The organism is Clostridium caldaquaticum, assembly GCF_023806125.1.
Classification (GTDB): Bacteria; Bacillota; Clostridia; order Clostridiales; family Clostridiaceae; genus Clostridium_AT; species Clostridium_AT caldaquaticum.
The window spans coordinates 1-26,502 of sequence record NZ_JAMSKT010000009.1 but is presented as its reverse complement, the minus strand read 5'-3'; the positions used below and the strand labels follow the sequence as shown (position 1 = coordinate 26,502).

Genomic DNA, 26,502 nt, shown 5'->3' with positions numbered 1-26,502 from the left:
GACGAATATTGTAAAAATATAGAATATGAAAATTATTGACAGTTTTGTAATGGGGGGGGGGTAAAATTACAAATGTAGACAAGTTATTTATATTAATTAATGATTTTTTTGAAATATTGGAATAGTATATGTTCTTTTTTATATAATAAAATCATTTTACACGTAAAAAACAACATTTTACGATGAATCTATTTAATAAAAAGATAATTTTTAGTATTGCATTGGATATAAAAGTATTTCATTTCTAAATAAGCATACAAATTCAGGTTTACCAGTTTAAAAGATTAAATAAAGAGGCTGAAAAAGCTTCCGCGAGTACTCAACTTGAAAGGAGAAGAAATTAATGGAGAGAATTGATAATCCGACAATAATAGCTTTAGACATTACGTACAAGTGTACATTAAAATGCCTTCATTGCTTTAATTCTAGTGGAGAACATGATAATAGATTTAAAGAAATGACAGATGATGAAATATTAAATTTTTGCGATGAAATAATATTATGCAAACCTTCAACATTGTGTTTATGTGGGGGAGAAGCTTTGATTCGAAAAGAGTTAGTATATAAAGTTATAAAAAAAATAAGTGATGGAACAAATAATCACACAGCTATTAATATGGTAAGTAATGGAGAATTACTTACATTGGATGTTGCTAAAAAATTAAAAGAATCTGGGATAAATATGGTGCAAATAAGTTTAGATGGAGCTAGTCCTGAGACACATGAATGGCTGAGAGGTAAAAAGGGTTCATTTGAAAGTGCCATTCAGGCAATTAAAAATCTAAAAGAATGTGATATTACGGTTTCTGTTTCTTGTACTCCTACCAAGAAAAATATCCATGAATATTCTAAAGCAGTTGAATTATGTGAAAGTTTAGGAGTACAAAGTTTTAGAGCGCAACCATTAATGCTTATGGGACGAGCTTCTAAGAATCTTAAGGATTATGTTCCGTCTTATTTAGATTACTTGCAAATACGAAAAGTATTTAATAACCATATTAAGAATAACAAAAGTAAAATGATAACTGAATGGGGGGATCCTATCGAGCACTTAACTAGTGGAGCAATGGATTGGGATAGAAAAAATATAGCTGTTAATATAGATGCATATGGAAATATAGAAATCTCACCATATATACCAATAAGAATTGGAAATATAAAAAGACACAGTTTATCAACTTATTGGAAAAAAGGTCTAAATGATATATGGTCAGTTCCTTTTGTTAAGTCTATATGTAAGGAGATTAAATCAGCAGAAGAGATGGAATTAAATAATAAGTATTCAACACTTCCTAAAAACTTTATAGAGAAACAGTTGTATATTGATTTAGTAGATACAGAGAATTTTAACTCGTTAACATTAGAAGAAATTTTAAGTAAATGGAGTGATAAAAATGAATAAATACTTAATGCTAGAACCCAAAGATGTATTTGAAATAGCAAATATTCTAAAAAATATTGATAATGACAATAAATCTTTTATGTCACCTTATATGGAGAACATTGAATTAACAGAACAAAGCATTAGAATTGCTATGTTTGATTATAAAGAGATTTATTTTGGTATACTTGAAGACGAGAGATTTATAAACTTAGTATGTTTAAGGGTATATCCCAATCCACCATTTAAAATCTCAAGTGCAGAATTAAAATTAATATTAAATGTTAACGAATTTACAAAAGATTTTTTTGTTTATATAAAAAATACTGTGAAAAATTACTTTGCTAATATAAGTAAGATAAGCATTTATGATAATCATAAAAGAACAATTAGTGATACTCTTATTTCACTAGGTTTTTGTAAGGAGTTAACATTAGACAATGAGGTATGTGTCGGCGAGGCTGTTGATGTTTACTCTAGTTTTATAATATAAATTAGGGAGGGTTTTATGTGTTACTACAAAATAATAATTTTTATCCATTATTTTCAGAAGAATATGTCTCCTATTTATATGATGATGAAAATGGTCGAAGGTATTTAATATCAAAACAATATAGATCAATAGATAAATTAGTTTTAAATAGAGAAGGTAAAATTATACTTGATAATTGCAATGGAAAAAATACTATAGAAGATATAATCAAAAAACTTGGAGAAATTTATCCTGAAGTTCCATATGAAACACTAAATAATGATGTTAATAATTTATTATTTACGTGTTGGAGAATTGGTATAATTCAGTGGCTAAATTTAGATATAAATTTATCTAGTCCATATCATGACCTATTTAATAATACTATTGATAATTATACATGCAGTATATTATCAGGTGAGAATTTAATAAAAATTTTTTCGCAAACTAATAATTTAAAGTGTAAAAATCAGTATATACCGGCTTTTGCTTTTAATGAAAATACATTGAGAGATTATTCATTTTATAATATAGAGCAATATTGTGCAATAACACATATAAACAAGCTTGTAATGCTGTTTGGAATATCACGTAAAAATAGCAAGAGCCTAATTGTAGAAATAAATTTTTATTATATAGATGAAGAATTTTTGGATAAAAAGGAATTATTATTAAATTTCATCCAGTGGGCAATTGTAGTATTTTCGAAATTTTCAAATACAAGATTCAATTCTATTGAAGCTACAGCACTAAAAAATGATATCTATTCTCAGAAAATAATAGAAGGATTTAGTTTTAAAAAAGTTGGTGAATTAAAATCAGAAATATTTGAAGAAAACGAAAATAACTTTTTAGATCTTTGCATATATAGAAAAAAGATTAAATACGATAAGGCATTTAAAACTAATTAGTTTTAAATAAAATTTTAGAAGAGAGGAGGTGAAGTTACATGAACAGTTATAATACGCCGATGATAACACAGGTTAATAGTGTAGAGACTGAAGCTATAAAACCAGGAGTAGCAGTGCCAGTAATTGCAATATATGCGTTAGCTCTTACAACGGTTGCAGCTTCTGTGCAGTTTGCGGTTCAAATGGCAGCGGTGATGTGGAATGCTACTTGGGTATGGAATTACTAAGTTGAGATTATTAGAAATGGGATAAGAATGATTACATTCATTATCCTAATTTCTATACATTATAGGATGTGATATAGTTGATTGAAAATAATAAGAAAATATTAAAGTATTTTTTAAAGTATAAATATATGTATTTATTGTTGTTCATATGCATCGTTATAAATTCTATCGTTAGTAATGTTACAATGATTTTAACAAAAAACATTATTGATAAATCTTTAATTGGTCTAGATAAATCATATCTTTTTGATGGACTAGTAATGTTTATAGTGATATATATAATAAGTATTGTTGCCTATAACATAATATCAATCTTAAATGTTACTATTGAACAAAAGATATTGATGGATTTAAGGTCAAAAGTATTTAGGAAGATACTATTAAAAGAATTTGCATTTTTTATGGAAAAAAATGTTGGAGAAATAATTTACAGACTTATTAATGAATTGAGTGATATTATTAACTTTTTAATTAATACTTGCATTAAAACTATTATATCATTGGGTAATATTATATTTTTTATCATAATGCTCTTTTTGTTAGATATTGAAATTGCAAGTATTACTATTTTTTTTGTATTAATATTTTGTATATTTTTTTATATTACTGGAAGAAAATTTCTAAGATATGAAAAAAAATTAATAACTAAATTTACAGAAACTAATAATATAATTATTGATATTTTAAGTAATATAAAAACAATTCTATATATGAGGCTTCAAAATTATTGTAATAAAAAATTTTTAGAACAATTGAAAAAAAATAGATTTATTATATATAACTTTACAAAATTTAAAGTGATATTGAATACAATTCTTGCTATTATAAGTTATTTACCAATGATAGTAATTTGGATATATGGTGGTTTTAAAGTAACAAATGGGTTAATGACAGCAGGAACATTAATAGCGTTATGGGGATATTATCAGCAACTAATAACTCATATAGAGAGCCTTAAAAATTTTAATCTTGAATATCAGAGATTTAAAGTAAACATGAATAGATTAAATGAAATAGTTGATTTTGAACAACTAGATGAATTACAACAAGATATTAAATTAAATCAAATAAATGTTGATAATATTGTTGTGTCTAATGTATCATTTAGTTATAATGGAAAATGCATTATAAGTGATTTCTCAGAAGTTTTTCGAAAAGGAGATATAGTTGGAATATACGGTGAAAATGGAAGTGGGAAAAGTACGTTAATAAATATTTTTAGTGGTTTTTGCAAGCCGGTTGAAGGAATTGTTAAAATAAATAATATTGATATTTCAGAACTTAAAGTTCACGAACTAAAAGATATTTTTTCGATAGTTCCACAAGATATACAATTATTTTCAACAACTGTATTAGATAATATATGTTTAGATTCTAAAATTAGTATTGATGAAGTTTTAAGTTTATCTAATAAAATTGGGTTTAAAGGAATTAATAAACAGTTTCTGAATAGAGTAGTATTAAATAAAGGCGCAAATTTATCTGGAGGTCAAAAACAAAAAATAGCAATACTTAGGGCTTTGATTCGTAATCCGAGTATATTAATTCTTGATGAAGCAACTTCTTCTCTTGATTTTGATTCTAAAGAAAAATTTTACGCATATATAAATACTATTAAAGACTCAATTATTTGTTTTATAATTTCACATGAAAAAGAGAGCATCAGCTTGACAAAAAAAATAGAATTAAATTGAATAAAGAAATTGGAGGAGATGCATTATGAATTCAACAGAAATAGCAGTACTTGTTTTATTTTCAATTTTTGGATTTACTAATATGCTTATTGGCAATATAATTAAGAAAAAAAAATATGTAGAAATAATTTCAGGATATGATCCTAAATATGACGATAAGGATTATATAGCTAATTTATTTGGTACAAATATGTTCATATTAGGGTGTATCGAAATTTTTACTTCAATTATATATACAGCAATAATATTATTATCACAAGACAAAAATATGCCCATATATTATATTATTGCAAATTTATTAATGCTATTTTTTATATGTTTTAAAATGTATTATAATATGAGTAAGGATAGAAAAAGAAGGCACAAGAATCTTTGAAAGTAACTTTTTATAAATCTATCTTATTTTTAAAATAATTGATAGTTAAGGGATTTTATTTCTGAAGCCATATTTACTTAAGGGGTTCATCTTTACGCAAAATAAATATTTATGCGTATTATTATCATCATTCTATCAAAACACATGTTGAGTGTGTCGTGAAGATAGAGAAGAAATAGCTTGAAATCAAAGGCTTGGGGCAATTTGCCCCTTTTTTTCATGTGTGTTTTATGTTTCCGTAGACTAATGTTTTGAGGGGATTTGAACCCCGGGGGTGCACTTTTTCGCAAATATATATTGGGAGATAGAAATAAAACGGGGATTTGAGGGAAGGTATGAGAGTATGCAAGATTTATGAAATTGCATGAACAAAATACACTTTATATCAACAAAGAATGGAAGGCTATGTGCTTTTTAGTTGTATTAATGCATAAATTTGATTTGATTCATGTGTTGCTAAACAAAATAATTGACAATATAAAATAAAACGTTTATACTTAGAGAAGATTTTCACTTATTATGGGGTGGGAAAGATGAAAATTTCAGAACAAATTAAAGTACTGTGCGTTAGAAGTAATATCAGTGTAGCAGAATTAGCAAGGAGGTTAGGAAAATCTCCTCAAAATCTTAATTCAAAACTAAAAAGAGAAAGTTTTACAATAGCAGAATTAGAACAAATAGCAGAAGCTGTTGAAGCAAAATTTGAGAGAAACTTTATACTAACAAATGGTGAAAAAGTATAGACAAGAGAGGGATTTTAAATGAAATTTGAATTAGGAGAACTGTTTTGCGGACCTGGAGGGCTGGCTTATGGAGCAAAAACAGCAGAAATAGAAAATAAGGAATATAGAATAATTCATAAATGGGCAAATGACTATGACAGAGATACTTGTGATACTTACATACATAATATATGTCCGGATAATCCTGAATCGGTTATATGTCAGGATGTAAGGAAGTTGAACATAGATTCTTTGCAGCCCATAGATGCCCTTGCATTTGGTTTTCCATGCAATGATTTTTCGGTTGTAGGCGAACAAAAAGGGTTTAATGGAGAATACGGGCCATTGTATACTTATGGGGTAAAAGTATTGAAAAAGTTCAAACCAATGTGGTTTCTTGCTGAAAATGTAGGCGGTTTAAAGTCGGCAAATGATGGTGGAGCATTTAAAAAGATACTTAATGATTTGGGAGAGGCTGGATATAGATTATATCCTCATTTATATAAGTTTGAAGAATATGGTATACCGCAGGCACGTCATAGAATAATTATTATAGGTATTAGAAAAGATTTACCATATGAATTTAAAGTTCCTTCTCCGGTTCCGTATAAAGACTTAGACAATACCTGTAGAACAGCATTAGAAGTACCACCCATTCCGAAAGATGCACCGAATAATGAATTGACAAGACAATCAGCAATAGTAACAGAGAGATTAAAATATATAAGACCTGGAGAAAATGCTTTCACGGCAGATTTACCGGAGCATCTTCGATTGAATGTTAAAGGGGCAAAGATAAGTCAAATATATAAAAGATTAGATCCTAATAGACCAGCCTATACAGTAACAGGTTCAGGCGGCGGTGGAACTCATATATATCATTATGCTGAGCCAAGAGCATTAACTAATAGGGAAAGAGCAAGACTGCAGACATTCCCAGATGATTATTTATTTAAGGGTTCAAAGGAAAGTGTAAGAAGGCAGATAGGGATGGCAGTTCCAGCTAAAGGAGCAAAGATAATATTTGAAGCTGTATTAAGAACATTTGCAGGTATTGAATATGAAAATGTTCCATGTAATGTTAATGAATAGGGGGTAGCAGGTTTGTTAAATTACTGGTGGGTAACAAGACCAAAGCGAAAATTAAATTCTGTTCCTGAAGTATTATCAGCATTTGCCGAATTATCATTAGATCAAGAATGGCAGGGGCAGAAAGAGTCTCATTTATCTTTTGAAGATGCCTTAGAGCAGGCAGGTTTAAAGCGTAAAGGTGAACGCAGAGATCAGACAGGCGGAGGAGCACGAACATATAAGGCATGGCTTACAAGCTTAGGGTTGATATTCGCACAGGAATCAACAGGAAAGATAAAGTTAACATTAGCAGGTGAAGCCATAATGGCAGGTGACTCTCCTGTTGAAGTTTTGAAAAACCAGATTTTAAAATATCAGTTTCCATCTTCTTTTTCATTGAGCAGAGGAGTTCAAGTCGCCCCAAGATTTAAAATCAGACCATTTAGATTTCTATTGAGGCTATTAAATGATCCAGAGATAGAATATTTGACAGAAGAGGAAATTGCAAAAATTATAGTTACGAAGGCAGAAAATGAAACAGATAAATGTTATAGATATATTGTAGGTAAAATTTTAGAATTCAGACAAAGCGGTGATATGATTCATGAAGAAGATTTTTTTGATAAATATAAATCTTCAAAAGGTGATATCAATCCTGAACAACCATATAGGCATTTAATGGATTTAGCAAATACTATTGTAAACTGGTTAGAATATACACAGCTTGTAAAAAGAGATAATGGTGAAGTACGTATTCTTGAAGATAAACGATTAGAAGTTCAGCAGATTTTATCTGTTTCACCGCCTTTTATTGATCGACCTGAACAGCATGAATATTTTCAAAGAAAATACGGCCTTGACCCTAAGCACAAGAAAGATACTAGAAATCTTACAGAAACTAAGACTATTACAGCTAAAATTATTGCTGAACAGAAGATTAAAAAAGCATATATTGTTGAATCTTTAAAACAGCCGATAACCAAAATAACGACAGATCTTATAGATAAAATTGCTGAGCAGACAGGTTTTGAGGACAAGCTGGTAGAAGAAATCCTTTTGAAGCTGTATCCAAGAGGGTCTGTTGGTGCATTTATGACAGAATACTTTGAAATGGCTTTTAAAGGGAGAGATGAGGCTACAGACTTTGAAAAAGCAACTGTACAATTATTTCAAAATGTTTTTGGGTTTGAAGCAAAACATGTAGGACCTATAGGCCTTACGCCTGATGTTTTAATTTTATCTGATAAAGATGGATATCAGGCCATTATAGATAATAAGGCATACAGTAAATATACAATTAGCAATGATCATCATAATAGAATGGTTCACAATTATATAGGAAATTTAAATCGTTATAGTAATTCTAGTGCTCCGCTTGCCTTTTTTTCATATATTGCAGGCGGCTTTGGAAAGAATATTAATTCTCAAATTATAGATATTGTTAATGCTACTGGTGTTTCTGGTTCAGCAATGAGTGTATCTAATATGATTAAACTTGTTGAATCATACGAGTCCAAGCATTATACACATAAAAACATTAGAGATATATTTTCTGTTAATAGGCAGGTATTGTTATCTGATTTATAACCGAATTATAAGAATATGTAATTAAAATTTTTAATCTTTGACCTGAAAACAAAATCACCGATTCATTCATAGTCGGTGGTTTTAACCATAGAATTAGGTATGTAAAGAACATTTATATTACCTCTGATAGTTAGTAGCTGTGCCTTTATCATAGCAAGTTTTGTATGAACTCCTAGAGTATAAGCTATTTGTTTATAAGTACAATTTTCATAAGCTAACGATAGAAAGTTATCATCATAAATAAGAAATTCTGTTGCAAAGTAATTTGCTTCTATTTCAGGTGTAGAGGTTTTTAAGGAAACACACATCTCATATTGAAACATATTTATTCCAAGCCCTCTATGGAAACGGTCATGACCAATTTCGTGAGCACAAACAATTTTAGCACTTACATCATCTATTTTATCATTTATTATAATGTATCTATTTCTTAGTATATATGTATAAAATCCTTTTAAATTTTGCATTTTCTTATATTTTAGGTCTATACCAAGATATTCTGCAATTTTAAAAGGATCTCTTGTTTCATAAGTTTTTATAAGATTATTAGCATATGTCAAAATCTTAGAACAATTCATTCCCCACCCTCCACCATAGGTGAATATAATAAAAAAATAACTATTTTTCTATATAAGTATATAGAATATAGAAATACCTATATATACGTATATGTATATACGCTATATACACGTACACGTATAGGAAAACCACCTTTAAGGATATCAGGACATGGAAGTAGGGAGGTATAGGATGAAGGAAAGTAAAATTGAGAAAGCCTTAAAAAATAAGGTGGAAGAAATGGGAGGTATGGCTTTAAAGTTTGTATCTCCAGGAATGGCAGGTATACCAGATAGAATTGTGCTTATACCAAAAGGAAGTGTTGTTTTTATAGAATTAAAGGCACCAGGTAAAAAGTTAAGACCGCTTCAGTTAAAAAGAAAATCGCAGCTTGAGCTTCTAGGCTTCAAGGTTTATATAATAGATTCACTTCAAGGCATAGATGGTTTTGTAAGGGAGGTTTTTCAGTGATTTTTAAACCACATGATTATCAAGAATATGCAAAACAATGGATTATTGAAAAACCGAGTTCAGGATTGTTTTTGGATTTAGGAATGGGAAAAACAGTATGCACCCTAACAGCAGTTGAAGAGCTTTTATATGATTACTTTGATGTGTCAAAGGTCTTAGTTATAGCACCTTTAAGAGTAGCAGAAGATACTTGGAGTAGCGAAGTTCAAAAGTGGGAGCATCTAAAAAATTTAAAAATATCAAAGGTACTTGGAAAAGAGGAGACAAGAATTGAAGCTTTAAAAGAAAAGGCTGATATTTATGTTATTAATAGAGAAAATGTTGAGTGGCTTGTAGAGTATTTGGATAAAGAGTGGTTTTTCGATATGGTAGTAATTGATGAGCTTTCAAGCTTTAAATCTCCAAAGTCTAATAGATTTAGGGCATTGAAGAAAGTAAGGCCTTTTATAAAAAGGATCGTAGGTCTTACTGGAACACCAGCACCGAATGGACTTATAGATTTATGGTCACAAGTTTATCTTCTGGATCAGGGAGAGAGGCTTGGAAAAACACTTACTGGATATAGAGATAGATATTTTCAACCTGATAAGAGAAATCAAACAGTAATATTTTCTTGGAAGCCAGTAGATGGAGCAGAAGATAGAATTTATGAAAAATTAAAGGATATATGCATAAGCATGAAGGCAGCAGATTATTTAAAACTTCCTGAAAGAATAAATAATAGTATCATGGTTCAGTTACCTAAAGAGGCAGAAATGAAATACAGGAAACTTGAAAAAGAACTTCTACTACCACTTGAAGATGCAGATATTGTTGCCGATACTGCTGCAGTACTTACAAATAAGCTTTTGCAAATGGCTAATGGTGCTGTTTATGATGAGAAGGGTGAAGTAAAAGAAATTCATGATGCAAAGCTTAAAGCCTTAGATGATGTGATTGAAGCAGCAAATGGTAAACCAGTTTTAATATTTTATGCATATAAGCATGATCTTTATAGATTATCCGAATACCTAAAAAATAAAGAGTTCAGAGTGTTAAATAATTCGGAGGATATTGAATCATGGAATAAAGGCAAAGTACCAATAATGCTAGTTCATCCAGCTTCAGCAGGACATGGACTGAACCTACAGTTTGGAGGGAATATAATTGTTTGGTTTGGGCTTACTTGGAGTTTGGAGCTATACCAGCAGGCCAATGCAAGACTTTATAGGCAAGGCCAACAGCAGAGTGTAATTATAAATCATATTATAGCAAAAGGAACAATTGATGAAGATGTAATGAGGACACTTGAAAATAAAGAAGTTGGACAAGAGGCGCTTCTTCAGGCAGTAAAGGCAAGGTTGAAACAAATCTGTTTACATTAGGTGTTGGAAGAATTGTAGTATGTGAGTAAAAGAGAGGGGGAACAAATGTGGAGACTAAAGAATACGTTGAGTATTTACTTGAAAACTATAATGAGATTTTAAAGGATATTGAACAATTGAAGTTTGAACTTGAAACCTTTGAGGAATTAGTTCCAGAAGAAATGATAGATGTCATGAATTTCTCAACAGGGAATGAAGAAAGAGTAGCAGCTTATAGAATATCAGATAAAACTTGCAAAATAGCATTGATATATACTGAGGTGGCTAAAAGAATGAATAGCGAAGCTAAGGAAGAAATAAGAAAAATGATTAAGGCTACGGAGTTTGAAATTAAGAGATTAAATTACTGTATCGATAGGCTTCAACCAAAGCTAAAAGATGTTATTAAAAGTGTTTATATAGACAAAATAGGATGGAGCGATATAAGTAGAAATTTATTTATAAGTGAAAATACAATTAGTAAATATAAAAGAAAGGCAGTAGCTGAAATAACTGAAATGTATGAAATAGGAAGACTGGCAATATAGCTGGTCTTTTATTTTGTTGTGTGTTAAATAGTGATATAATAAAGGGGAAAATATTACAAAATGGGGGATGTTGAGATGAATTATTGGCAGATATCAGCAGGAGACGGAGATACAAATTTGGTAGATATTTTTATAAAATTAAATGTAGCTCTAATAGGACCAGGAGCTGAAGGAGATTATTTTGATAATAAAAACGAGTATGAAAAAATGGGCAGAGATGGTGATTTAGTTAAGGTTTTTGCTGAGGAAGTACAAATTGGAGATAGATTTATATTAAAGCATATTAAAAATCCAAATACACAAACGTGGAAGATATTAGCTGTTGGTGAAGTTATAAGTCCATATAGATTTGAACCAATATTTGATAAGGTAGATAGTTACAGTTGGGATGTACAGCATTGCAGAAGAGTAAAATGGTATGTTCCAAAAGATGAAGTCCTTGTAGATAAAGGTGGAGCACCAATTAGAATTCAGAAATTAGGAGAAAATAATCCGATGAGAAAAAGAGGGGAAGAACTTTTTAACGAGTTAATACAGGGATAGGTGAGGAAACAGTTAGTGAAAGGGTTAGGAAACATACTAAAAATGTATTGAAAATGGATAGGAACAAAACAGAAAATCTATGTTATAATTTAAAGTGTAGAAATATACATAAACCTCTTGGAGAAATCTGAGAGGTTTTTTAAATAAGAAAAATTAAATGATTTAGATATAGCTTCTGAGGATATTCCCTTGGGAGCTTTTTTATTTGGAGGAATAGATATGGCTATTCATAAATGTAAAAGGTGTATTTGGAGCAACAAGATCAGTTCAAACATTTTATTCTGTATCTTTCCAAGGTGCATCATGAAAGAAGATATACCAGAACAGGTTACTGTTACAAAGGAAACTGTAGTTGTTCCAAAAGCTAGGACAACTTGCGATGATAGAAGAAAAAGGAGTAAAAGAAATGTGTCCAAGAAAACCAAGAAAGCCTTGTAGTTTCAGAGGATGTCCTGAACTAACCGAAGGAAGGTACTGTGAAAAACACCAGAAACAAGTTGATAGTGAATACAATAAGACAAATAGACCTTTCAAACATTTATACAACACAAGTAGGTGGAAGAAGCTGAGAAAGGAATTCTTACAGCAACATCCTCTTTGTGTTGAGTGTAAAGCTAAAGGTGTTATTAAAGCAGCAACTGTTGTAGATCATATTAAAGCTCACAAAGGTGATGAAGGTTTGTTCTGGAACCAAAGCAACTGGCAACCTTTATGCAAAGAGTGTCATGACAGAAAGACGGCAAAGGAAGATGGTAGGTTTGGAAGAAAGAATATTGTTTATTCTTATTCAAACACTTAATACTCATTGATTGGATTTGGACAAGGGGAGGGAGATATAAATCTCTACAGCTCCTTTGCCAAAGGTCGGGTGGGCCCCTTCGTACTAAAAATCGCAATATTCCAGAGGGGGGATAAGGCAGGCCTTGAAAATATAGAGCCTTGAATTTTTCAGGGCTTAAGATAGGTTGCACCTTAAAAAAGTGATGTAAAAACATATGCTTTTTGGGGTGTTTTTTATTAATTTTGAGGAAGGTGAACAAATGGATATTCAGAGGATAACTGTTGATAAACTTAATCCAGCAAAATATAATCCAAGAAAAAATCTAAAACCGGGTGACCCAGAATACGAGAAATTAAAAAGATCTATTGAAACCTTTGGATATGTTGAACCTGTAATCTGGAATAAGAGGACAGGTCATATAGTTGGTGGGCATCAGAGGTTTAAAATATTAAAAGAGCGAGGAGCAACTGAAATAGATTGTGTAGTTGTTGATATGGAGGAAGCTGAAGAAAAAGCATTAAATATTGCTCTTAATAAAGTTAGTGGGGATTGGGATATGCCAAAGCTTGCTGAACTTTTAGAAGACCTAGATAAATCAATGTTTGATGTATCACTTACAGGATTTGATGCTGCTGAAATAGAAGACTTATTTTCAAAAGTCCATGATAAAGATGTTAATGATGATGACTTTGATGCAGATAAAGCTTTAGAGGATATTAAAGAACCTATTTCAAAAACAGGAGATATATGGCTTTTAGGAAAGCATAGATTAATTTGTGGTGACAGCACTAAGCTTTCAGATGTTGAAAAATTAATGGATGGAAAGAAAGCAAATCTTTGTGTAACAGATCCACCCTATAATGTTAATTATTCAGTTGGGAAAGAAAATGAAAGAGTTATTAAAAATGATCACATGGAGGACAGTAAGTTTTATGATTTCTTACTTGCAGCCTATAAAAATATGTTTACTGTTCTTGATGATGGAGCAGGAGCTTATATATTTCATGCAGATACTGAAGGCTTAAATTTTAGAAAAGCTTTCAAAAACACAGGCTTTCATCTTGCTAATGTTTGTATTTGGGTTAAGCAAAGCTTAGTTCTTGGTAGGAGCGATTATCAATGGCAGCATGAACCTGTGCTCTATGGTTGGAAGCCTACAGGAAAACACAGATGGTATGCAGATAGAAAGCAAACAACTGTATGGAATTTTGATAGACCAACTAAGAGTCCAGACCATCCAACAATGAAACCAGTACCTTTAATGGCGTATCCAATTCAAAATAGTAGCATGACTAACTGTATTATATACGAGCCTTTTGCAGGTAGTGGTTCTACTTTAATTGCTTGTGAGCAGACCGGTAGAATATGCTATGCTGTAGAGCTTGATGAAAAATACTGTGATGTTATTGTTAAAAGATATATTGAAACAGCAGGAGAAGAGGGTGTTTTCTTACTTAGAGATGGTGAAAAAATAGCATATAAAGATGTATCAAAAAGTGAATAAAATGCTTGATATATATGTGTTTTAGAGTGATATATAGTATAACAAAAAACACACTTGGAGGTAAGAAAATGAAAGCATTATTTGGAAGAAAGGTTTTAAATTTAAAGGAACTTAAGGAGCTTACAAAAGAAGCTAAGAAGGATGGAGCAAAAGGAACAGCCTACGAAGTTACAAAAGAAATTGAACTAAGCGATGAGGAATTTAAAGAATTTGCAAAAGACTTCTGCAAAGACCAGCCTTGGATAAACAAAGAAGATGGTGGTTGCAACGAAAAAGGAGAGCTGAGATGCATAAGAGTTAAAAATTCAAAAACAAAGAAAAGTATTTTAGTAGACTCGGAAGGATACACATACCCAAGATATACAGCGATAGAAAAGTAGAAGAAGGCCCTAAAACAAGGGCTTTTTTAGCTTAGAAAATACTTGATAAATCTGTACTTTAGAGTGATTAATGTATGTAACAAAAGTACAGGAGGTTTTTATAATGGATAAAAAAGAAATCCTAAAAGCGCTTGGAGAGCACTTTGATGTTAAGCCTAAATATTTAGGAGCACCAAGTTTTGCTTACCAAATTGAAACCAATCAAGGGGAATCATATTTAGTAGATAGAGAAGGTAAAATTAGAAATTCTTCAGGGATTGAACTGGAGCTTGAAAGTATTTTAAAAGGATTAGTGGTAGAAATAAAAGAAGAGGAAAACTTAAGTAGGCAGGCAATCTTAAACATGGATGGACATACAGGTTCGTCACTTCGCAATCTAGTAAATATGATAAGTAGCAAGCAAAGCCTTATAAAAAAGGCCCTTGGAACACAGGAAGATATAGTTACACAGGAATTTGTAGAGGAAATAAATAGTATAAGACTTACAACCCTTGAGGACTTTGAAGCTGAAGCCTTAAGAATTGGACTTGAAAAGGCTAGTGGATTAGGTTTTGACTTTAACAAAAAAACTATAAGGTTTGATTTTTTAGATGAACTTGAAGATGAAGAGGTTAAAAGGCAATTTGCTGAAGCATTAAATGAAGGAGCAATAAAATTAAAGCATACTTCTTACAAAGAGAAGAATACTGATAATGAAAAATACACCATGAGAACATGGCTTCTAAGGCTTGGTTTTATAGGGGATAGATATAAAGAAGCAAGGAATCAATTACTAAGCAATCTGGGCGGTAACAGTGCCTTTAGAAAACAAGTAAACGAATAAGAATAAGGAAGGACTGCTGAAAGGGCAATGTCATCTTAACTTAATGACATTGGGCTGAAAGGGTAGTCTTTTTATTTTGAGGAGGTGAGACCATGGCGACAAGAGGAAGAAAGCCAAAACCAACAGCATTAAAAGTTCTTGAAGGTAATCCAGGTAAGAGACCTTTAAATTTAAACGAACCCAAGCCAGAAAAGAAAGCTCCAAAGTGTCCGTCATGGCTTGAACCTGAAGCCAAGAAGGAATGGAGAAGGATGTCTAAGGTATTAGAGCAAATAGGTGTGTTAACTCAAGTGGATACTGCAGCTTTTGCTGGTTATTGCCAAGCATATTCAAGGTGGAAAGAAGCAGAAGAATTTCTATCAAAGCATGGAACTATTTTTAAAACTCCATCAGGATACATTCAGCAGGTTCCACAGGTTTCAATAGCCCAGACATACCTAAAGATTATGAAAGACTTCTGCTCAGAATTTGGATTAACACCATCAGCTCGTTCTAGAATTAATGCTGGAACTTCTAAGGGAGATACTTCTGATCCTATGGAAGAACTTTTAAGGATGGGTTAGTTTCATGTTTGATGTAAAGAAAGCTGAAAGGGCAGTAAAGTTTATTAATAATCTTAAGCATACAAAAGGTGTGTGGCATGGAGTTCCTTTTGATCTTTTACCTTGGCAGGATAAAATAATAAGAGATATTTTCGGCACTGTTAAAGAAGATGGTTATAGGCAGTATAATACAGCCTATATTGAAATACCAAAGAAAAATGGGAAGTCGGAGATTGCAGCAGCAGTAGCTCTTTATTTAACTTGTGGAGATAATGAGTGGGGAGCTGAAGTTTATGGCTGTGCCGCAGATAGACAGCAGGCTTCTATAGTATTTGATGTAGCTGTTGATATGGTGGATCAGTGTCCAGCTTTAAAGAAAAGAATAAAACCTGTAATATCACAGAAGCGATTAGTATATATGCCTCTTGGTAGCTTTTATCAAGTTCTTTCGGCAGAAGCATATACAAAGCATGGTTTAAATGTCCATGGAGTTATTTTTGATGAGCTTCATGCACAACCAGGTAGAGAGCTTTATGATGTTATGACTAAAGGTAGTGGTGATGCGAGAAAGCAGCCACTTTTTTTCTTAATAACAACTGCAGGAAATGATAGAAATTCTATTTGCTATGAAGTACATCAAAAGGCAGAGGATGTTTTACGAGGTAAGAAGATTGATACCACCTTTTATCCTGTTATTTATGGTATCAAAGATGAGGAGGATTGGCAGGAGGAAGCCAACTGGTATAAGGCAAATCCATCATTAGGTCATACCATTGATATAGAAAAAGTTAGAGCAGCAATGCTAAGTGCAAAGGAAAATCCAGCTGAAGAAAATATATTCAGACAGCTTAGGTTAAACCAATGGGTAAAACAATCCGTTAGGTGGATGCCAATGGAGGTATGGGATAAATGTTCTTTTGCTGTTGATATAGATAAACTGAAAGGAAGAGAGTGCTATGGTGGTCTTGACCTTTCAAGTTCAAATGATATAACAGCGTTTGTATTGGTATTTCCACCAACAGCTGATGATAAATATTATGTGCTTCCCTATTTCTGGATTCCAGAAGAAAATTTAAAGCTTAGAGTAAAAAGAGACCATGTTCCTTATGATGTTTGGGAGAAACAAGGCTTTGTAAAAACTACAGAAGGAAATGTAATACACTATGGCTTTATAGAAAGCTTTATTGAAGAGCTAGGAACAATGTTTAATATTAAAGAAATAGCTTTTGACAGATGGGGAGCTGTTCAAATGGTCCAAAACTTAGAGGGGTTAGGCTTTACGGTTGTTCCTTTTGGACAAGGTTATAAAGATATGAGTCCACCAACAAAGGAACTAATGAAATTAGCACTTGAAAAGAGAATAGCTCATGGAGGACATCCAGTACTTAAATGGATGATGGATAATATTCACGTAAGAACAGACCCAGCAGGGAATATTAAGCCAGATAAAGAGAAGTCCACTGAAAAGATAGATGGAGCTGTTGCTTTGATTATGGCTTTAGATAGGTCTATTAGGCATGAAACAAAGGATAGTGTTTATGATAATAGAGGAATTTTAGTTTTATAGTGATTTATTAGAATTCATTTTAATATAGTTTATTGAAACAGAATTTTTTACTGGGAAAATCTATTTTAATAGAATTGAGATTTTAAAATCAGAAAAATATTAATTTAAATAGGTTCTAAATCCATTCTTTCAGCATATTATAGAATATAAGCTAAACTAGGGAGGGTTGGTTCATGGCTTACGAAAAAAGTTGGACCGAGGGTGTTTATAGTGAAGATGATGTTAAAAGAATTGGTAAAACCTTAGTAGCGAAAATTAAGGAGCACAATGGAGAATATACAGCTAAACTTGAAGAAATAGGTAAGATTTGTGGGTATACATTTAAGGATGGTAAACTGGAGAACTACGGTGGATTATTTCAAGCCATACAAGTTGTAAAAAGAAAATATAATATTCAATCAGTTAACAAAGGCAGAAAAGGAAATATGTACTGCTTAAAAGAAACTCGAAATGAAGATAATGTTTCCAATGAAGATTTAGAGGTGCTTGAGTACATCAAAAGTATAGTAGAAACAATAGATTTTGAGAAAATTACCCCAGATAAAGCTATAAGAATGTTAAAGTTAATAAAAAAAATATTAGTTTAAGGGGGAACTTATTATGGTGAATAATCCAGCAGCAGTAAACTTATATGTGATACTCGGAGAAGCTAATATGAGAAAGTCTTCTGTAATGAGATGTCTATCAGGAGTAGATAGAAAAAACGTGTATAAAATACAACATGCAAACGGAACTATAAAGGATACTTTTGTAAGAATTACATCTCTTCAGGAAACTGATTGTACCGAATCTGAATTTGTAACCTATGTAACCCAAAAGGTAAAAAAACATTATGATGATATTTTAATATGTTTGAGAATTAATGGTCTTATCCATCCAAAATCTAAAAGGCAGTTACACAGAGCAGAAGACTATATTAACCATTTTAGAAGTATTGGATGGAATTTTACTAGGATTGTTGATTTCCAAGATTCAAATAATCCTGTTCAACTTGGGAGTATAACACCTACATTAACATTACCTGATACTCATATACATTCAGCAAATTATACTGCCTCACTTGTGAGAAGTCATTTTAATTGGATATAGTTTAAAAGCGTGGCAATAAACCACGCTTATTTCATTTTCAGGAGGTGAACCAATGAAAATACCCTTTTTTAAAAATAAAATAGAAGCAAGAGCCGCACCTATCTCAGATAGTGTGAAGGCTTTTTTACTTGGTGAGGATTTAAATGTAAGCAGCAGAGCTGGAGTTGTGGTTAACGAAGAAACTGCAATGAGAATCTCTGCTGTTTATGCTTGTGTCAGGGTTATTGCAGAAACAGTAGCAAGCTTGCCGCTGCCTTTATATAAAAGGCTTCCAAGAGGAAAGGAAAAGGCAACATACCATCCTTTATATACTGTACTTCATGATATGCCAAACAGTGATATGACTAGCTTTTCTTTTAGAGAGACAATGATGACTCATTTGCTGTTATGGGGAAATGCCTATGCACAGATTATAAAAAGAGGAAATCAGATTGCAGAGCTATGGCCACTGCATCCTGCCTATGTGAGGGTAGAAAGAGAACCAGGAACCAATAAATTAATTTATAGATATACAGGTGGAACACAGGAAATTGTGTATAGCAGTGAACAAATACTGCATATTTGTGGGCTAAGTTTCGATGGTATAAAAGGCTTATCACCAATTAGCATGGCTAGAGAAACTATAGGGCTTGCACAGGCTACTGAAGAATTTGGTTCTAGATTTTTCTCAAACGGAGCAAGGCCAGGTGGAATACTTCAGCATCCAGGAATAGTTAAGGACCCAGAAAGGCTTAGAAAGTCTTGGGAAGAGGTATATAAAGGAGTACAAAATTCTCACAAGATTGCTGTGCTTGAGGAAGGAATGACTTATAAAGAGATAGGTATTCCTCCAAATGATGCACAGTTTTTAGAAACACGTAAGTTTCAGTTAAACGAAATTTGTAGAATATTCAGAGTGCCACCGCATTTAATTGGAGACCTAGAAAGAGCCACCTTCTCAAATATAGAGCATCAATCCATAGATTTTGTAGTTCATACAATTAGACCATGGCTTGTTAGGTGGGAACAAGCAATACAGAAAGCTCTTATTCCTGAAGAGGAGAGGGCTTTATATTTTACAAAATTTACGGTTGATGGCCTTCTAAGAGGAGATTTTAAAACGAGAATGGATGGATATGCTGTTGGAAGGCAGAACGGTTGGTACAGTGCCAATGATATAAGGGAATTTGAAGATTTAAACCCTATTCCTGAAGAAATGGGAGGGGATTTATATCTTGTTAATGGAAATATGATGACTGCAACAGCAGCTTTAAAAAACAATGGAGGTGAAGATAATGGCAACCAAAAGTCAGATGGAACGCAGAACAGTGGAACTAACGGAACTAAGAGTTCTGGAAGCTAACACAGAAGAAGGTGAAAATAAAGCTATTCCTATAATTGAAGGTCATGCAGCTGTTTTTAATCAGTGGTCTGAGGAGCTTGGAGGTATGTTTCCTTTTAAAGAAAAGGTACTACCAGGAGCTTTTAGCGAAACCATTCAGACCGATGATATAAGAGCACTTTTTAATCATGATCCAAACTATGTACTTGGAAGAAACAAAGCAGGAACATTAGAACTTAAGGAAACACAAAAAGGATTACTTGTAAGAATTACTCCACCAGATACACAGTGGGCAAGGGATTTAACTGTGAGTATAGACCGAGGTGACATCAGTCAGATGAGCTTCGGTTTTTTAGTTATAGAGGATAGATGGGGGCATGAAGACGGCATGGATGTAAGAGAACTTCAAAAAGTGAAGCTTTTTGATGTATCTCCTGTGACCTTTCCAGCCTACCCACAAACAAGTGTTGGAGTGAGAAGTGCTGATGAGGTTTACAAAGCAAGAAAGAATCAGCTTAAAAGCAGCAATGAAGCAGAAATATCTAAGAATTTAAGAAAGCTTGAAATGCTAAAGCAAAAATTTAATTTAATGTAGGAGGACAAATATATGAGTAAAAAAATAAAAGAAATGCTTGCAAGAAAGAATGATTTAAGACTTAAGGCACTAGCAATAATTGATCAGGCCCAAAAGGAAGGCAGATTTTTAACTGAAGAAGAAGATAAAAATGTAAAGCAACTTGAGGAAGAAATGCGTAAGTGGGATGAAACAATAAAAAGGGCTGAGGCTATAGGAGTAGATGATGAACCTACACCAGATACTGATATTCCACCAGTAAAGCCAACACCTCAAAATGATGAGAAAAGATTTGCTAGCTTTGGAGAACAAATGATGGCAGTATATAGGTCAGCTTCACCAGATGGAAGAATTGACCCAAGACTTACAACTAGGGCTGCAACTGGAATGAATGAAAGTGTTCCTTCTGACGGAGGTTTTTTAGTTCAACAGGACTTTGTTACTGAGCTTCTAAAGAGAACTTATGAAACAGGTATTCTAGCTTCAAAGGTTAGAAAAATTCCTATTTCAACCAATGCCAATGGACTAAAGATTAATGCTATTGATGAAAGCAGCAGAGCTAATGGTTCAAGATGGGGGGGAGTTCAGACTTACTGGGAGAATGAAGCAGACCAACATACAGCTTCTAAGCCTAAGTTTAGAACAATGGATTTATCCCTTAAGAAACTTACAGGTCTTTGTTATGCAACAGATGAACTTCTTCAGAATGCAGCAGCACTTGAAAGTGTTTTAAGACAGGCCTTTGCAGAAGAATTTGGATTTAAAATTGATGATGCTATATTAAATGGTATAGGAAGTGGACAACCATTAGGAATATTAAATTCTGAAGCTCTTGTAAAAGTAGGAAAAGATAGTGGGCAAACTGAAATGATTACAGTTCAAAATTTATTAAATATGTGGGCAAGACTATGGGCTAGAAGCAGGGGAAATGCTGTATGGTATGTTAATCAAGAAATTGAACCTCTTCTTTACACTTTTAGAGTTGGAGATAAGCCAGTATACATTCCAGCAGGAGGACTTTCTGAAGTACCATATACCACTTTATTTGGTAGACCTGTGATGCCGCTTGAACAATGCTCAGCAGTTGGAGAAGTTGGAGATATTCTATTAGCTGATCTAAGTCAGTACCTTTTAATTGATAAGGGAGGAATTAATGCAGCTTCCTCTATACATGTGCGTTTCTTATATGATGAGAGTGTATTCAGATTTATCTACAGAGTAGATGGACAACCAATATGGAGTAAGCCACTTACATCATATAAGGGAAGTAATTCAACAAGCCCATTCGTGGCTTTGGCTAAGAGAAATTAGTGGAGGTAATTATATATGAGAATAACTGATTTAAAAATACCAGGAGCAATTTTTGCTTCAGCAATTACAACATCTGAAATAGAACTTAATAACTATCAAGAAATTACCTTCTTAGTTGAAAGTGGAGAAGGAACAGCAGCAAATACAACAATAACAGTTGAAGGAAGATCAGGAGCTACTGGTGAAGCATCAGCAGTTCCTTTTTTATTTGCTGAGAAAGGTAATAATGGATTTGTTGAAGTAGAACCAACAGGCAAGCAAGTATCTATTGGAGGGGCATCAGGAGCAGTAAAATACTATCTTATAAAAGTTACAGCAAATATGCTTGCTTCAAAGGAGTTTGACAGAGTAATTTTAAAAACTACAGCAATTACTTCTTCTACTGTACCAGGAGCAATATACGCCATAAGTGATAAGCCAAGATTTTCAGTATAGCAGTTGGAGGTGAGTGTATGGTTCTTTCACTTGAAGAGGTTAAATTATATTTAAGGGTTGATGGTGATGAGGAAAATACACTCATCACTAAATTCATTTTAGCAGCTGAAGAATTGTGTGAAGGAGTGCTAAGGTATCCATTAACAGAGCTAACTGTAGTACCTGAAGCTGTAAAACAATTAATTTTATATGCTGTAGCAAATATGTATGAAGAACGTGAAAAAGCTGATATTAAGGCTGTTATTGAGGTTATGACAAGGCTTTTATTTGCATATAGGAAAGAAAGCTGGTGATATTGTGAAAATAGGAAATCTTAAATATAGAATTACTTTTCAAATCTTAGTTGCAACTACTAACGAAAATGGATTTGATGTTGAAACTTGGGTAGATCATAAGATAGTGTGGGCAGCTGTTTCTAATTTAAATGGCAGAGAGTACTTTGCAGCAGCCGCTGTTCAAGCTGAAAAAACTGTGAAGTTTACTGTTAGATTTTTTAAAGACATTACTGAAAGTATGAGGATAAGCTTTGATGGAAAGCAGTACAATATAACCGCTATAGATAACATTAAATATGCAAATAAGTTTATAGAAATCAAGGCTATGGAGGTTGATATCAGTGGCTAAAATAGAGCTTGAAGGAATGCAGGAAGTTATAGATAGAGTTAATAAACTTGGTGCTAAAGGTGAAATAATAAAGAAAAAAGCTCTTGATAAGGCTGGAAACTTGGTGAAAAGCAGTATGGAGAAAAATGCTCCAAGGTCAAGTTTAAGTAAAAAACATATGGCTGATAATATAAAGGTTTCAGATATAGAAAAAGAAAATGGAATGGACTTTGTAGAGATTGGTCCAAATAAAGGAGATAATTCAGAGTTCTTTTATTCAAAATTCAGCGAATGGGGGACAAGTACACAGCCAGCTCAACATTGGGCAGAGAAATCTGTTCGTGAGAATAAAAGAGAGATAAATAACATTATAAAGGAAGAACTGCAAAGGGGACTTGAGGAATGATAAATAAATTGATTATAGATACCTTAAAGCCACTTAAAATTCCAGTAGCTTTTCAAAAGTACAGTGGAAAATCAGAAACTTATATTACTTTTCATGAGTATTTAACTTCAGGTGAAGAGTATGAAGATGATGAGGAAGCTTTAACAGCACATTATATCCAAGTGGATGTGTGGTCAAAGGCTGATTACACAGAGATAGTCAAAACTATAAAAGAACTTTTGCTGAAGGCAGGGTTTAAAAGATTAAACGAAATAGACCTTTATGAAGAAGATACAAAAATCTATCATAAAGGTCTTAAATTTTATTATTTAGAAGAAATGGAGAGTGATTCAAATGGCTAGACAGATAGGACTTAGAGATATTCATATAGCTATCCTAAAAACAGATGATGCTACGGGAGCTGCATATGATCCACCAATAAAGCTAGAAAGAGCAATAAGTGCAAAGCTTTCTCCAAAATCAAATTCAGATAATATTTATTCTGATGATGCGGTGGAAGATATTATTACTGCTTTTGAAGGTGTAGATGTTGAAATAGAAGTTAACCAGCTTTCCCTTACAAGCAGAGCAAAACTTCAAGGTGCAAAGGTTGTGAAAGGTGTTCTTATTGAAAATAAGGATGATATGCCACCAACTTTGGCTTTAGGTTTTAAATCTAAGAAGAACAACGGAAAGTATAGGTATGTATGGCTTTTGAAAGGTAAGTTTGAGCTTGCTACAGATGAATATGATACAGAGGCAGAAAAGCCAAAGGCACAGAGTGCAAAGCTAAAGGGTAAATTCTATTCAAGAGATTTTGATGGAAACTACAGATTTATTTGTGATGAGGATGCCGAAGGAGTGGATGCAACAATAATTAGTTCATGGCTCACTGCTGTTCCTGAGGAGCCTATACAAATCACATAAATTATTATATAAAATTGATTTAATTACAAGGAAATGTTTAATATAATAAATCACATAGCTAATACGCAGTTGTAAAATTTTGAAGGAAAAATGTTAAGTTGACTTAAATCTACCACTATGCTAATATAGATTTATAAGTTATAACTTATAAATTACAAAAAAAGTTTTATAGTTTAGTTTTCTAGGGTTCCGCAGTTTATAACTGGCTGGTCCAAGAGAAGACGCACAGGTAACTGTGTACACGGAAGGATAAAAGCCTGGGAGATATTTTAATAATATTTCTTATGGCTTTTTTGTTTTTATCTTCTTTTAAATAAACCATAAGATATTATTATATTAATCTTAACTACTAATTTAGAGAGGTAGAGTTTATGGAGTGGATTTATTTAGTTGTAGCAGGTTTTTTTGAAGTAGGCTGGGCAATGGGGATGAAGTATTCACATGGATTTACAAAAATACTACCTAGCATATTAACTGTTATAGGAATGGTTGCAAGTTTTTATTTTTTATCATTGTCTTTAAAAAGCTTACCACTAGGCAATGCATATGCAATTTGGACAGGTATTGGAACTGTTGGCACTGCAGTCTTAGGCATTGTTTTATTTAAAGAACCGATTAATTTGATGCGTCTGATTTGTATTGTATTTATAGTTATTGGAATCGTTGGTCTAAAATTAATATCATTAGACTAATAATCTTATATAGTTTAGAAACAATAAAAAATAAGTATTATTTTACCGAAAAAAAGTGATAAGCGTAAAATATGTAGCTATCTCATTTTAATATGAAGGAGGAATTAAAATGAAAAAGTTTGTTATTGAAGATGATTTTTGGAGCTTATTTCCTTATGCAAAGATAGGAATCATTATCTGCAATGATATAGATAACTCTATAAAGAATGAAGAGAAATACAAAGAAATGCTTTTAGAGGCAGAAAAGGAAGCCTTAAAATATCTACAGAATGAAGAATTTAGCAGTAACGAAGTAATAAAAGTATGGAGAGAAGCATTTCAAAAGTTTAAAACAAAGAAGGGTGCAAGGTCATCTATTGAGGCGTTACTAAAGAGAGTGCATAATGGAAACCATTTAGGGACTATTAATCCACTAGTTGATATTTATAACTGTATTTCATTAAGATATGCATTACCCTGCGGTGGTGAGGATATTGATACATTTTCTGGTAATATAAGGTTGACTAAGGCAGTTGGAAATGAAAATTTTGTTACATTAGGAACGGATAAAAATGAACCACCATATGAAGGTGAGATAGTGTATAAAGATAATGAGGGAGCAATTTGCAGATGCTGGAATTGGCGTGAATCAGTAAGAACGATGCTCACTGAAAATACAAAGAATGCTTTTTTGTGCATTGAATTAATTGATGAAAAAAGAATAGAAGAGTTTGAGAATGCTTTGAAAGATTTAGCAAAAACAGTAGAGGATAATTTAGGTGGAACATGTAAGATTTCAATTCTTGATATTAACAATAAAGAAATATCAATAAAGTAATTTAAGGAGGATAAGGTGATGGGTGGTTTCAGTTATAAAGATATTTATATTGAAGATGGAAGAAGGGTACTGGAGGTAAACATACTTCCTGAAAAGCATTGTAACTTTGACTGTATATTTTGTCCTCTCGGAAGGTCACAAAATAAGGTGGATACCCAAAAGTCATTTGATGATATGGATTGTTCATTAAAAGAACTGGAAAGCATAATAGAAAATACTAAAGCAGAATTAATTTTTATTAACTCAAAAGGAGAAGCCTTGGTCAATGATAAAATTGGTGATATTATTGATTTAATTAAAGACAAAGGTTTACCTGTAAGACTGCTTTCTAATGGATATTTACTAGGCAGAGATGAATATATGAAAATTGCCAATAAGTGTGATGAAGTTATTGGAGAGATAAAAGTAATAAGAGAAGAAGATTTTCAAAAAACCCAAAGACCGATTGAAGGGTATACGTTAGAAGAATATATTTCAAACATGGTTTCCTTTAATAAACAATACAAAGGTAAATTTATATTTGAAATTACTCTAATTAAGGGCTATAACGATGATGAAGAATCAATTCAGAAAATGAAAAATATTATTAAGAAAATATCTCCTGATAAAATAATTATTGCAAGAATAGAAGATGAAAAATTTAAGAAAAAACTTGGTATAACTGATGAAAGATTTGAGGAAATTTCAAATGCATTACTAAATATTTAGTAATGCTCAGAGTGTCGACAAAGTCGACACTCTATTATTTTGGTGTTAGTATATTAGTGTAGACACAAAAAGTAGAACGTCTTAAAATATAAAAAGGGAAGGAAGTGTCTACAATGGCAAAAGGGCAAAAGTATTATAC

General features: G+C 32.2%; 35 protein-coding genes and 1 riboswitch. Of the genes, 34 read left to right on the top strand and 1 reads right to left on the bottom strand.

Annotated features, from left to right (window positions below; all coding sequences use genetic code 11):
- Positions 1 to 343 precede the first annotated feature (343 nt).
- The 9 genes from M2651_RS07310 (at position 344) to M2651_RS07270 (ending at position 8,441) form a co-directional block, all read left to right on the top strand.
- Positions 344 to 1,402, top strand: coding sequence for a radical SAM/SPASM domain-containing protein (locus M2651_RS07310; protein WP_252131693.1), 1,059 nt, complete (start codon positions 344 to 346; stop codon positions 1,400 to 1,402).
- Positions 1,395 to 1,874, top strand: a complete 480-nt coding sequence (locus M2651_RS07305; RefSeq protein ID WP_252131692.1) for a hypothetical protein — start codon at positions 1,395 to 1,397, stop codon at positions 1,872 to 1,874. Before M2651_RS07310 ends, M2651_RS07305 begins: the two co-directional genes overlap by 8 nt.
- A gap of 17 nt (positions 1,875 to 1,891) precedes the next feature.
- Positions 1,892 to 2,764: a PqqD family protein gene (locus M2651_RS07300; RefSeq protein WP_252131691.1), complete on the top strand. Its 873-nt coding sequence runs from the start codon at positions 1,892 to 1,894 to the stop codon at positions 2,762 to 2,764.
- Between the two features lie 38 nt (positions 2,765 to 2,802).
- Positions 2,803 to 2,991 carry a hypothetical protein gene (locus tag M2651_RS07295; RefSeq protein WP_252131690.1) on the top strand — a complete coding sequence of 63 codons (189 nt, stop codon included), beginning with the start codon at positions 2,803 to 2,805 and terminating at the stop codon, positions 2,989 to 2,991.
- Between the two features lie 77 nt (positions 2,992 to 3,068).
- Complete coding sequence (locus tag M2651_RS07290) at positions 3,069 to 4,685, top strand: ABC transporter ATP-binding protein (protein WP_252131689.1); 1,617 nt, start codon at positions 3,069 to 3,071, stop codon at positions 4,683 to 4,685.
- Between the two features lie 25 nt (positions 4,686 to 4,710).
- A complete protein-coding gene (locus M2651_RS07285) occupies positions 4,711 to 5,061 on the top strand; it encodes a hypothetical protein (protein WP_252131688.1) in 351 nt (116 codons plus the stop codon).
- Between the two features lie 533 nt (positions 5,062 to 5,594).
- Positions 5,595 to 5,804: a DUF6471 domain-containing protein gene (locus tag M2651_RS07280; protein ID WP_011838251.1), complete on the top strand. Its 210-nt coding sequence runs from the start codon at positions 5,595 to 5,597 to the stop codon at positions 5,802 to 5,804.
- Positions 5,805 to 5,822: 18 nt separating this feature from the next.
- Positions 5,823 to 6,875: a DNA cytosine methyltransferase gene (locus M2651_RS07275; protein ID WP_011838250.1), complete on the top strand. Its 1,053-nt coding sequence runs from the start codon at positions 5,823 to 5,825 to the stop codon at positions 6,873 to 6,875.
- Positions 6,876 to 6,887: 12 nt separating this feature from the next.
- On the top strand, positions 6,888 to 8,441 hold the full coding sequence (locus tag M2651_RS07270; protein WP_252131687.1) for a restriction endonuclease FokI C-terminal domain-containing protein: 1,554 nt from the start codon (positions 6,888 to 6,890) through the stop codon (positions 8,439 to 8,441).
- A gap of 62 nt (positions 8,442 to 8,503) precedes the next feature.
- Here M2651_RS07270 and M2651_RS07265 read toward each other — a convergent pair whose 3' ends face one another.
- Positions 8,504 to 9,019, bottom strand: coding sequence for an ImmA/IrrE family metallo-endopeptidase (locus M2651_RS07265; RefSeq protein WP_252131686.1), 516 nt, complete (start codon positions 9,017 to 9,019; stop codon positions 8,504 to 8,506).
- A 172-nt stretch (positions 9,020 to 9,191) separates the two neighbouring features.
- On the opposite strand from M2651_RS07265, the gene M2651_RS07260 reads away from it, so the two are divergent.
- The 25 genes from M2651_RS07260 to M2651_RS07140 all read left to right on the top strand — a co-directional run bounded on the left by M2651_RS07260 (position 9,192) and on the right by M2651_RS07140 (position 26,363).
- The gene (locus M2651_RS07260; protein ID WP_252131685.1) at positions 9,192 to 9,470 is read left to right on the top strand and encodes a PDDEXK family nuclease; all 279 of its coding nucleotides are present in this window, start codon (positions 9,192 to 9,194) and stop codon (positions 9,468 to 9,470) included.
- Complete coding sequence (locus tag M2651_RS07255) at positions 9,467 to 10,834, top strand: SNF2-related protein (RefSeq protein ID WP_252131684.1); 1,368 nt, start codon at positions 9,467 to 9,469, stop codon at positions 10,832 to 10,834. Before M2651_RS07260 ends, M2651_RS07255 begins: the two co-directional genes overlap by 4 nt.
- Positions 10,835 to 10,881: 47 nt before the next feature.
- Positions 10,882 to 11,361 (top strand): DUF1492 domain-containing protein, encoded by a 480-nt coding sequence (locus tag M2651_RS14435; RefSeq protein WP_252131683.1) that lies wholly within the window; start codon positions 10,882 to 10,884, stop codon positions 11,359 to 11,361.
- Positions 11,362 to 11,436: 75 nt separating this feature from the next.
- Positions 11,437 to 11,904, top strand: coding sequence for a DUF8426 domain-containing protein (locus tag M2651_RS07245; RefSeq protein ID WP_252131682.1), 468 nt, complete (start codon positions 11,437 to 11,439; stop codon positions 11,902 to 11,904).
- A 219-nt stretch (positions 11,905 to 12,123) separates the two neighbouring features.
- Positions 12,124 to 12,342: a hypothetical protein gene (locus M2651_RS07240; RefSeq protein ID WP_252131681.1), complete on the top strand. Its 219-nt coding sequence runs from the start codon at positions 12,124 to 12,126 to the stop codon at positions 12,340 to 12,342.
- The gene (locus M2651_RS07235) at positions 12,311 to 12,703 is read left to right on the top strand and encodes an HNH endonuclease signature motif containing protein (RefSeq protein WP_252131680.1); all 393 of its coding nucleotides are present in this window, start codon (positions 12,311 to 12,313) and stop codon (positions 12,701 to 12,703) included. Before M2651_RS07240 ends, M2651_RS07235 begins: the two co-directional genes overlap by 32 nt.
- Positions 12,704 to 12,944: 241 nt before the next feature.
- Positions 12,945 to 14,189, top strand: a complete 1,245-nt coding sequence (locus tag M2651_RS07230) for a site-specific DNA-methyltransferase (RefSeq protein ID WP_252131679.1) — start codon at positions 12,945 to 12,947, stop codon at positions 14,187 to 14,189.
- Between the two features lie 68 nt (positions 14,190 to 14,257).
- Positions 14,258 to 14,569, top strand: coding sequence for a DUF6329 domain-containing protein (locus tag M2651_RS07225; protein ID WP_252131678.1), 312 nt, complete (start codon positions 14,258 to 14,260; stop codon positions 14,567 to 14,569).
- A 103-nt stretch (positions 14,570 to 14,672) separates the two neighbouring features.
- Positions 14,673 to 15,392, top strand: a complete 720-nt coding sequence (locus M2651_RS07220) for a cytochrome P450 (protein ID WP_252131677.1) — start codon at positions 14,673 to 14,675, stop codon at positions 15,390 to 15,392.
- 92 nt (positions 15,393 to 15,484) lie between these two features.
- On the top strand, positions 15,485 to 15,955 hold the full coding sequence (locus tag M2651_RS07215; protein ID WP_252131676.1) for a phage terminase small subunit P27 family: 471 nt from the start codon (positions 15,485 to 15,487) through the stop codon (positions 15,953 to 15,955).
- Positions 15,956 to 15,959: 4 nt separating this feature from the next.
- The gene (locus M2651_RS07210) at positions 15,960 to 17,501 is read left to right on the top strand and encodes a terminase large subunit (RefSeq protein ID WP_252131675.1); all 1,542 of its coding nucleotides are present in this window, start codon (positions 15,960 to 15,962) and stop codon (positions 17,499 to 17,501) included.
- Positions 17,502 to 17,674: 173 nt separating this feature from the next.
- The gene (locus M2651_RS07205; RefSeq protein ID WP_252131674.1) at positions 17,675 to 18,088 is read left to right on the top strand and encodes a hypothetical protein; all 414 of its coding nucleotides are present in this window, start codon (positions 17,675 to 17,677) and stop codon (positions 18,086 to 18,088) included.
- A 13-nt stretch (positions 18,089 to 18,101) separates the two neighbouring features.
- The gene (locus tag M2651_RS07200) at positions 18,102 to 18,590 is read left to right on the top strand and encodes a hypothetical protein (RefSeq protein WP_252131673.1); all 489 of its coding nucleotides are present in this window, start codon (positions 18,102 to 18,104) and stop codon (positions 18,588 to 18,590) included.
- Between the two features lie 52 nt (positions 18,591 to 18,642).
- Positions 18,643 to 19,932 carry a phage portal protein gene (locus tag M2651_RS07195; RefSeq protein ID WP_252131672.1) on the top strand — a complete coding sequence of 430 codons (1,290 nt, stop codon included), beginning with the start codon at positions 18,643 to 18,645 and terminating at the stop codon, positions 19,930 to 19,932.
- On the top strand, positions 19,865 to 20,506 hold the full coding sequence (locus tag M2651_RS07190; RefSeq protein WP_252131671.1) for an HK97 family phage prohead protease: 642 nt from the start codon (positions 19,865 to 19,867) through the stop codon (positions 20,504 to 20,506). The genes M2651_RS07195 and M2651_RS07190 overlap by 68 nt, the downstream gene beginning before the upstream one ends.
- 12 nt (positions 20,507 to 20,518) lie before the next feature.
- On the top strand, positions 20,519 to 21,796 hold the full coding sequence (locus tag M2651_RS07185) for a phage major capsid protein (protein WP_252131670.1): 1,278 nt from the start codon (positions 20,519 to 20,521) through the stop codon (positions 21,794 to 21,796).
- Between the two features lie 15 nt (positions 21,797 to 21,811).
- Positions 21,812 to 22,231, top strand: a complete 420-nt coding sequence (locus M2651_RS07180; RefSeq protein WP_252131669.1) for a hypothetical protein — start codon at positions 21,812 to 21,814, stop codon at positions 22,229 to 22,231.
- Positions 22,232 to 22,248: 17 nt separating this feature from the next.
- A complete protein-coding gene (locus M2651_RS07175; protein ID WP_252131668.1) occupies positions 22,249 to 22,524 on the top strand; it encodes a head-tail connector protein in 276 nt (91 codons plus the stop codon).
- A 4-nt stretch (positions 22,525 to 22,528) separates the two neighbouring features.
- Positions 22,529 to 22,855, top strand: a complete 327-nt coding sequence (locus tag M2651_RS07170) for a phage head closure protein (RefSeq protein WP_252131667.1) — start codon at positions 22,529 to 22,531, stop codon at positions 22,853 to 22,855.
- Positions 22,848 to 23,240: an HK97-gp10 family putative phage morphogenesis protein gene (locus M2651_RS07165; RefSeq protein WP_252131666.1), complete on the top strand. Its 393-nt coding sequence runs from the start codon at positions 22,848 to 22,850 to the stop codon at positions 23,238 to 23,240. Before M2651_RS07170 ends, M2651_RS07165 begins: the two co-directional genes overlap by 8 nt.
- Positions 23,237 to 23,581, top strand: coding sequence for a hypothetical protein (locus M2651_RS07160; protein ID WP_252131665.1), 345 nt, complete (start codon positions 23,237 to 23,239; stop codon positions 23,579 to 23,581). Before M2651_RS07165 ends, M2651_RS07160 begins: the two co-directional genes overlap by 4 nt.
- Complete coding sequence (locus tag M2651_RS07155; protein WP_252131664.1) at positions 23,574 to 24,146, top strand: major tail protein; 573 nt, start codon at positions 23,574 to 23,576, stop codon at positions 24,144 to 24,146. Before M2651_RS07160 ends, M2651_RS07155 begins: the two co-directional genes overlap by 8 nt.
- A 170-nt stretch (positions 24,147 to 24,316) precedes the next feature.
- Positions 24,317 to 24,412, top strand: a riboswitch (guanidine-I (ykkC/yxkD leader).
- Positions 24,413 to 24,517: 105 nt separating this feature from the next.
- Entirely contained in the window at positions 24,518 to 24,838 is a 321-nt protein-coding gene (gene sugE, locus M2651_RS07150; RefSeq protein ID WP_252131663.1) for a quaternary ammonium compound efflux SMR transporter SugE, read from the top strand.
- 109 nt (positions 24,839 to 24,947) lie between these two features.
- Positions 24,948 to 25,655, top strand: a complete 708-nt coding sequence (locus M2651_RS07145; RefSeq protein ID WP_252131662.1) for a B3/B4 domain-containing protein — start codon at positions 24,948 to 24,950, stop codon at positions 25,653 to 25,655.
- An 18-nt stretch (positions 25,656 to 25,673) separates the two neighbouring features.
- Complete coding sequence (locus tag M2651_RS07140; protein ID WP_252131661.1) at positions 25,674 to 26,363, top strand: radical SAM protein; 690 nt, start codon at positions 25,674 to 25,676, stop codon at positions 26,361 to 26,363.
- The last annotated feature ends 139 nt before the right edge of the window (positions 26,364 to 26,502 follow it).

What these genes read in the sequence shown, in the direction of transcription:
- M2651_RS07260 (WP_252131685.1), top strand. Translation starts at nt 9,192, where the DNA reads ATGAAGGAAAGTAAAATTGAGAAAGCCTTAAAAAATAAGGTGGAAGAA.
- M2651_RS07200 (WP_252131673.1), top strand. Translation starts at nt 18,102, where the DNA reads ATGGTGAATAATCCAGCAGCAGTAAACTTATATGTGATACTCGGAGAA.
- M2651_RS07265 (WP_252131686.1), bottom strand. Translation starts at nt 9,019, where the DNA reads ATGAATTGTTCTAAGATTTTGACATATGCTAATAATCTTATAAAAACT.
- M2651_RS07205 (WP_252131674.1), top strand. Translation starts at nt 17,675, where the DNA reads ATGGCTTACGAAAAAAGTTGGACCGAGGGTGTTTATAGTGAAGATGAT.
- M2651_RS07240 (WP_252131681.1), top strand. Translation starts at nt 12,124, where the DNA reads ATGGCTATTCATAAATGTAAAAGGTGTATTTGGAGCAACAAGATCAGT.
- M2651_RS07230 (WP_252131679.1), top strand. Translation starts at nt 12,945, where the DNA reads ATGGATATTCAGAGGATAACTGTTGATAAACTTAATCCAGCAAAATAT.
- M2651_RS07175 (WP_252131668.1), top strand. Translation starts at nt 22,249, where the DNA reads ATGGTTCTTTCACTTGAAGAGGTTAAATTATATTTAAGGGTTGATGGT.
- M2651_RS07145 (WP_252131662.1), top strand. Translation starts at nt 24,948, where the DNA reads ATGAAAAAGTTTGTTATTGAAGATGATTTTTGGAGCTTATTTCCTTAT.
- M2651_RS07310 (WP_252131693.1), top strand. Translation starts at nt 344, where the DNA reads ATGGAGAGAATTGATAATCCGACAATAATAGCTTTAGACATTACGTAC.
- M2651_RS07155 (WP_252131664.1), top strand. Translation starts at nt 23,574, where the DNA reads ATGGCTAGACAGATAGGACTTAGAGATATTCATATAGCTATCCTAAAA.
- M2651_RS07190 (WP_252131671.1), top strand. Translation starts at nt 19,865, where the DNA reads ATGGCAACCAAAAGTCAGATGGAACGCAGAACAGTGGAACTAACGGAA.
- M2651_RS07235 (WP_252131680.1), top strand. Translation starts at nt 12,311, where the DNA reads ATGTGTCCAAGAAAACCAAGAAAGCCTTGTAGTTTCAGAGGATGTCCT.
- M2651_RS07295 (WP_252131690.1), top strand. Translation starts at nt 2,803, where the DNA reads ATGAACAGTTATAATACGCCGATGATAACACAGGTTAATAGTGTAGAG.
- M2651_RS07215 (WP_252131676.1), top strand. Translation starts at nt 15,485, where the DNA reads ATGGCGACAAGAGGAAGAAAGCCAAAACCAACAGCATTAAAAGTTCTT.
- M2651_RS07280 (WP_011838251.1), top strand. Translation starts at nt 5,595, where the DNA reads ATGAAAATTTCAGAACAAATTAAAGTACTGTGCGTTAGAAGTAATATC.
- M2651_RS07275 (WP_011838250.1), top strand. Translation starts at nt 5,823, where the DNA reads ATGAAATTTGAATTAGGAGAACTGTTTTGCGGACCTGGAGGGCTGGCT.
- sugE (WP_252131663.1), top strand. Translation starts at nt 24,518, where the DNA reads ATGGAGTGGATTTATTTAGTTGTAGCAGGTTTTTTTGAAGTAGGCTGG.
- M2651_RS07140 (WP_252131661.1), top strand. Translation starts at nt 25,674, where the DNA reads ATGGGTGGTTTCAGTTATAAAGATATTTATATTGAAGATGGAAGAAGG.
- M2651_RS07210 (WP_252131675.1), top strand. Translation starts at nt 15,960, where the DNA reads ATGTTTGATGTAAAGAAAGCTGAAAGGGCAGTAAAGTTTATTAATAAT.
- M2651_RS07185 (WP_252131670.1), top strand. Translation starts at nt 20,519, where the DNA reads ATGAGTAAAAAAATAAAAGAAATGCTTGCAAGAAAGAATGATTTAAGA.
- M2651_RS07245 (WP_252131682.1), top strand. Translation starts at nt 11,437, where the DNA reads ATGAATTATTGGCAGATATCAGCAGGAGACGGAGATACAAATTTGGTA.
- M2651_RS07305 (WP_252131692.1), top strand. Translation starts at nt 1,395, where the DNA reads ATGAATAAATACTTAATGCTAGAACCCAAAGATGTATTTGAAATAGCA.
- M2651_RS07195 (WP_252131672.1), top strand. Translation starts at nt 18,643, where the DNA reads ATGAAAATACCCTTTTTTAAAAATAAAATAGAAGCAAGAGCCGCACCT.
- M2651_RS07160 (WP_252131665.1), top strand. Translation starts at nt 23,237, where the DNA reads ATGATAAATAAATTGATTATAGATACCTTAAAGCCACTTAAAATTCCA.
- M2651_RS07225 (WP_252131678.1), top strand. Translation starts at nt 14,258, where the DNA reads ATGAAAGCATTATTTGGAAGAAAGGTTTTAAATTTAAAGGAACTTAAG.
- M2651_RS07220 (WP_252131677.1), top strand. Translation starts at nt 14,673, where the DNA reads ATGGATAAAAAAGAAATCCTAAAAGCGCTTGGAGAGCACTTTGATGTT.
- M2651_RS07180 (WP_252131669.1), top strand. Translation starts at nt 21,812, where the DNA reads ATGAGAATAACTGATTTAAAAATACCAGGAGCAATTTTTGCTTCAGCA.
- M2651_RS07285 (WP_252131688.1), top strand. Translation starts at nt 4,711, where the DNA reads ATGAATTCAACAGAAATAGCAGTACTTGTTTTATTTTCAATTTTTGGA.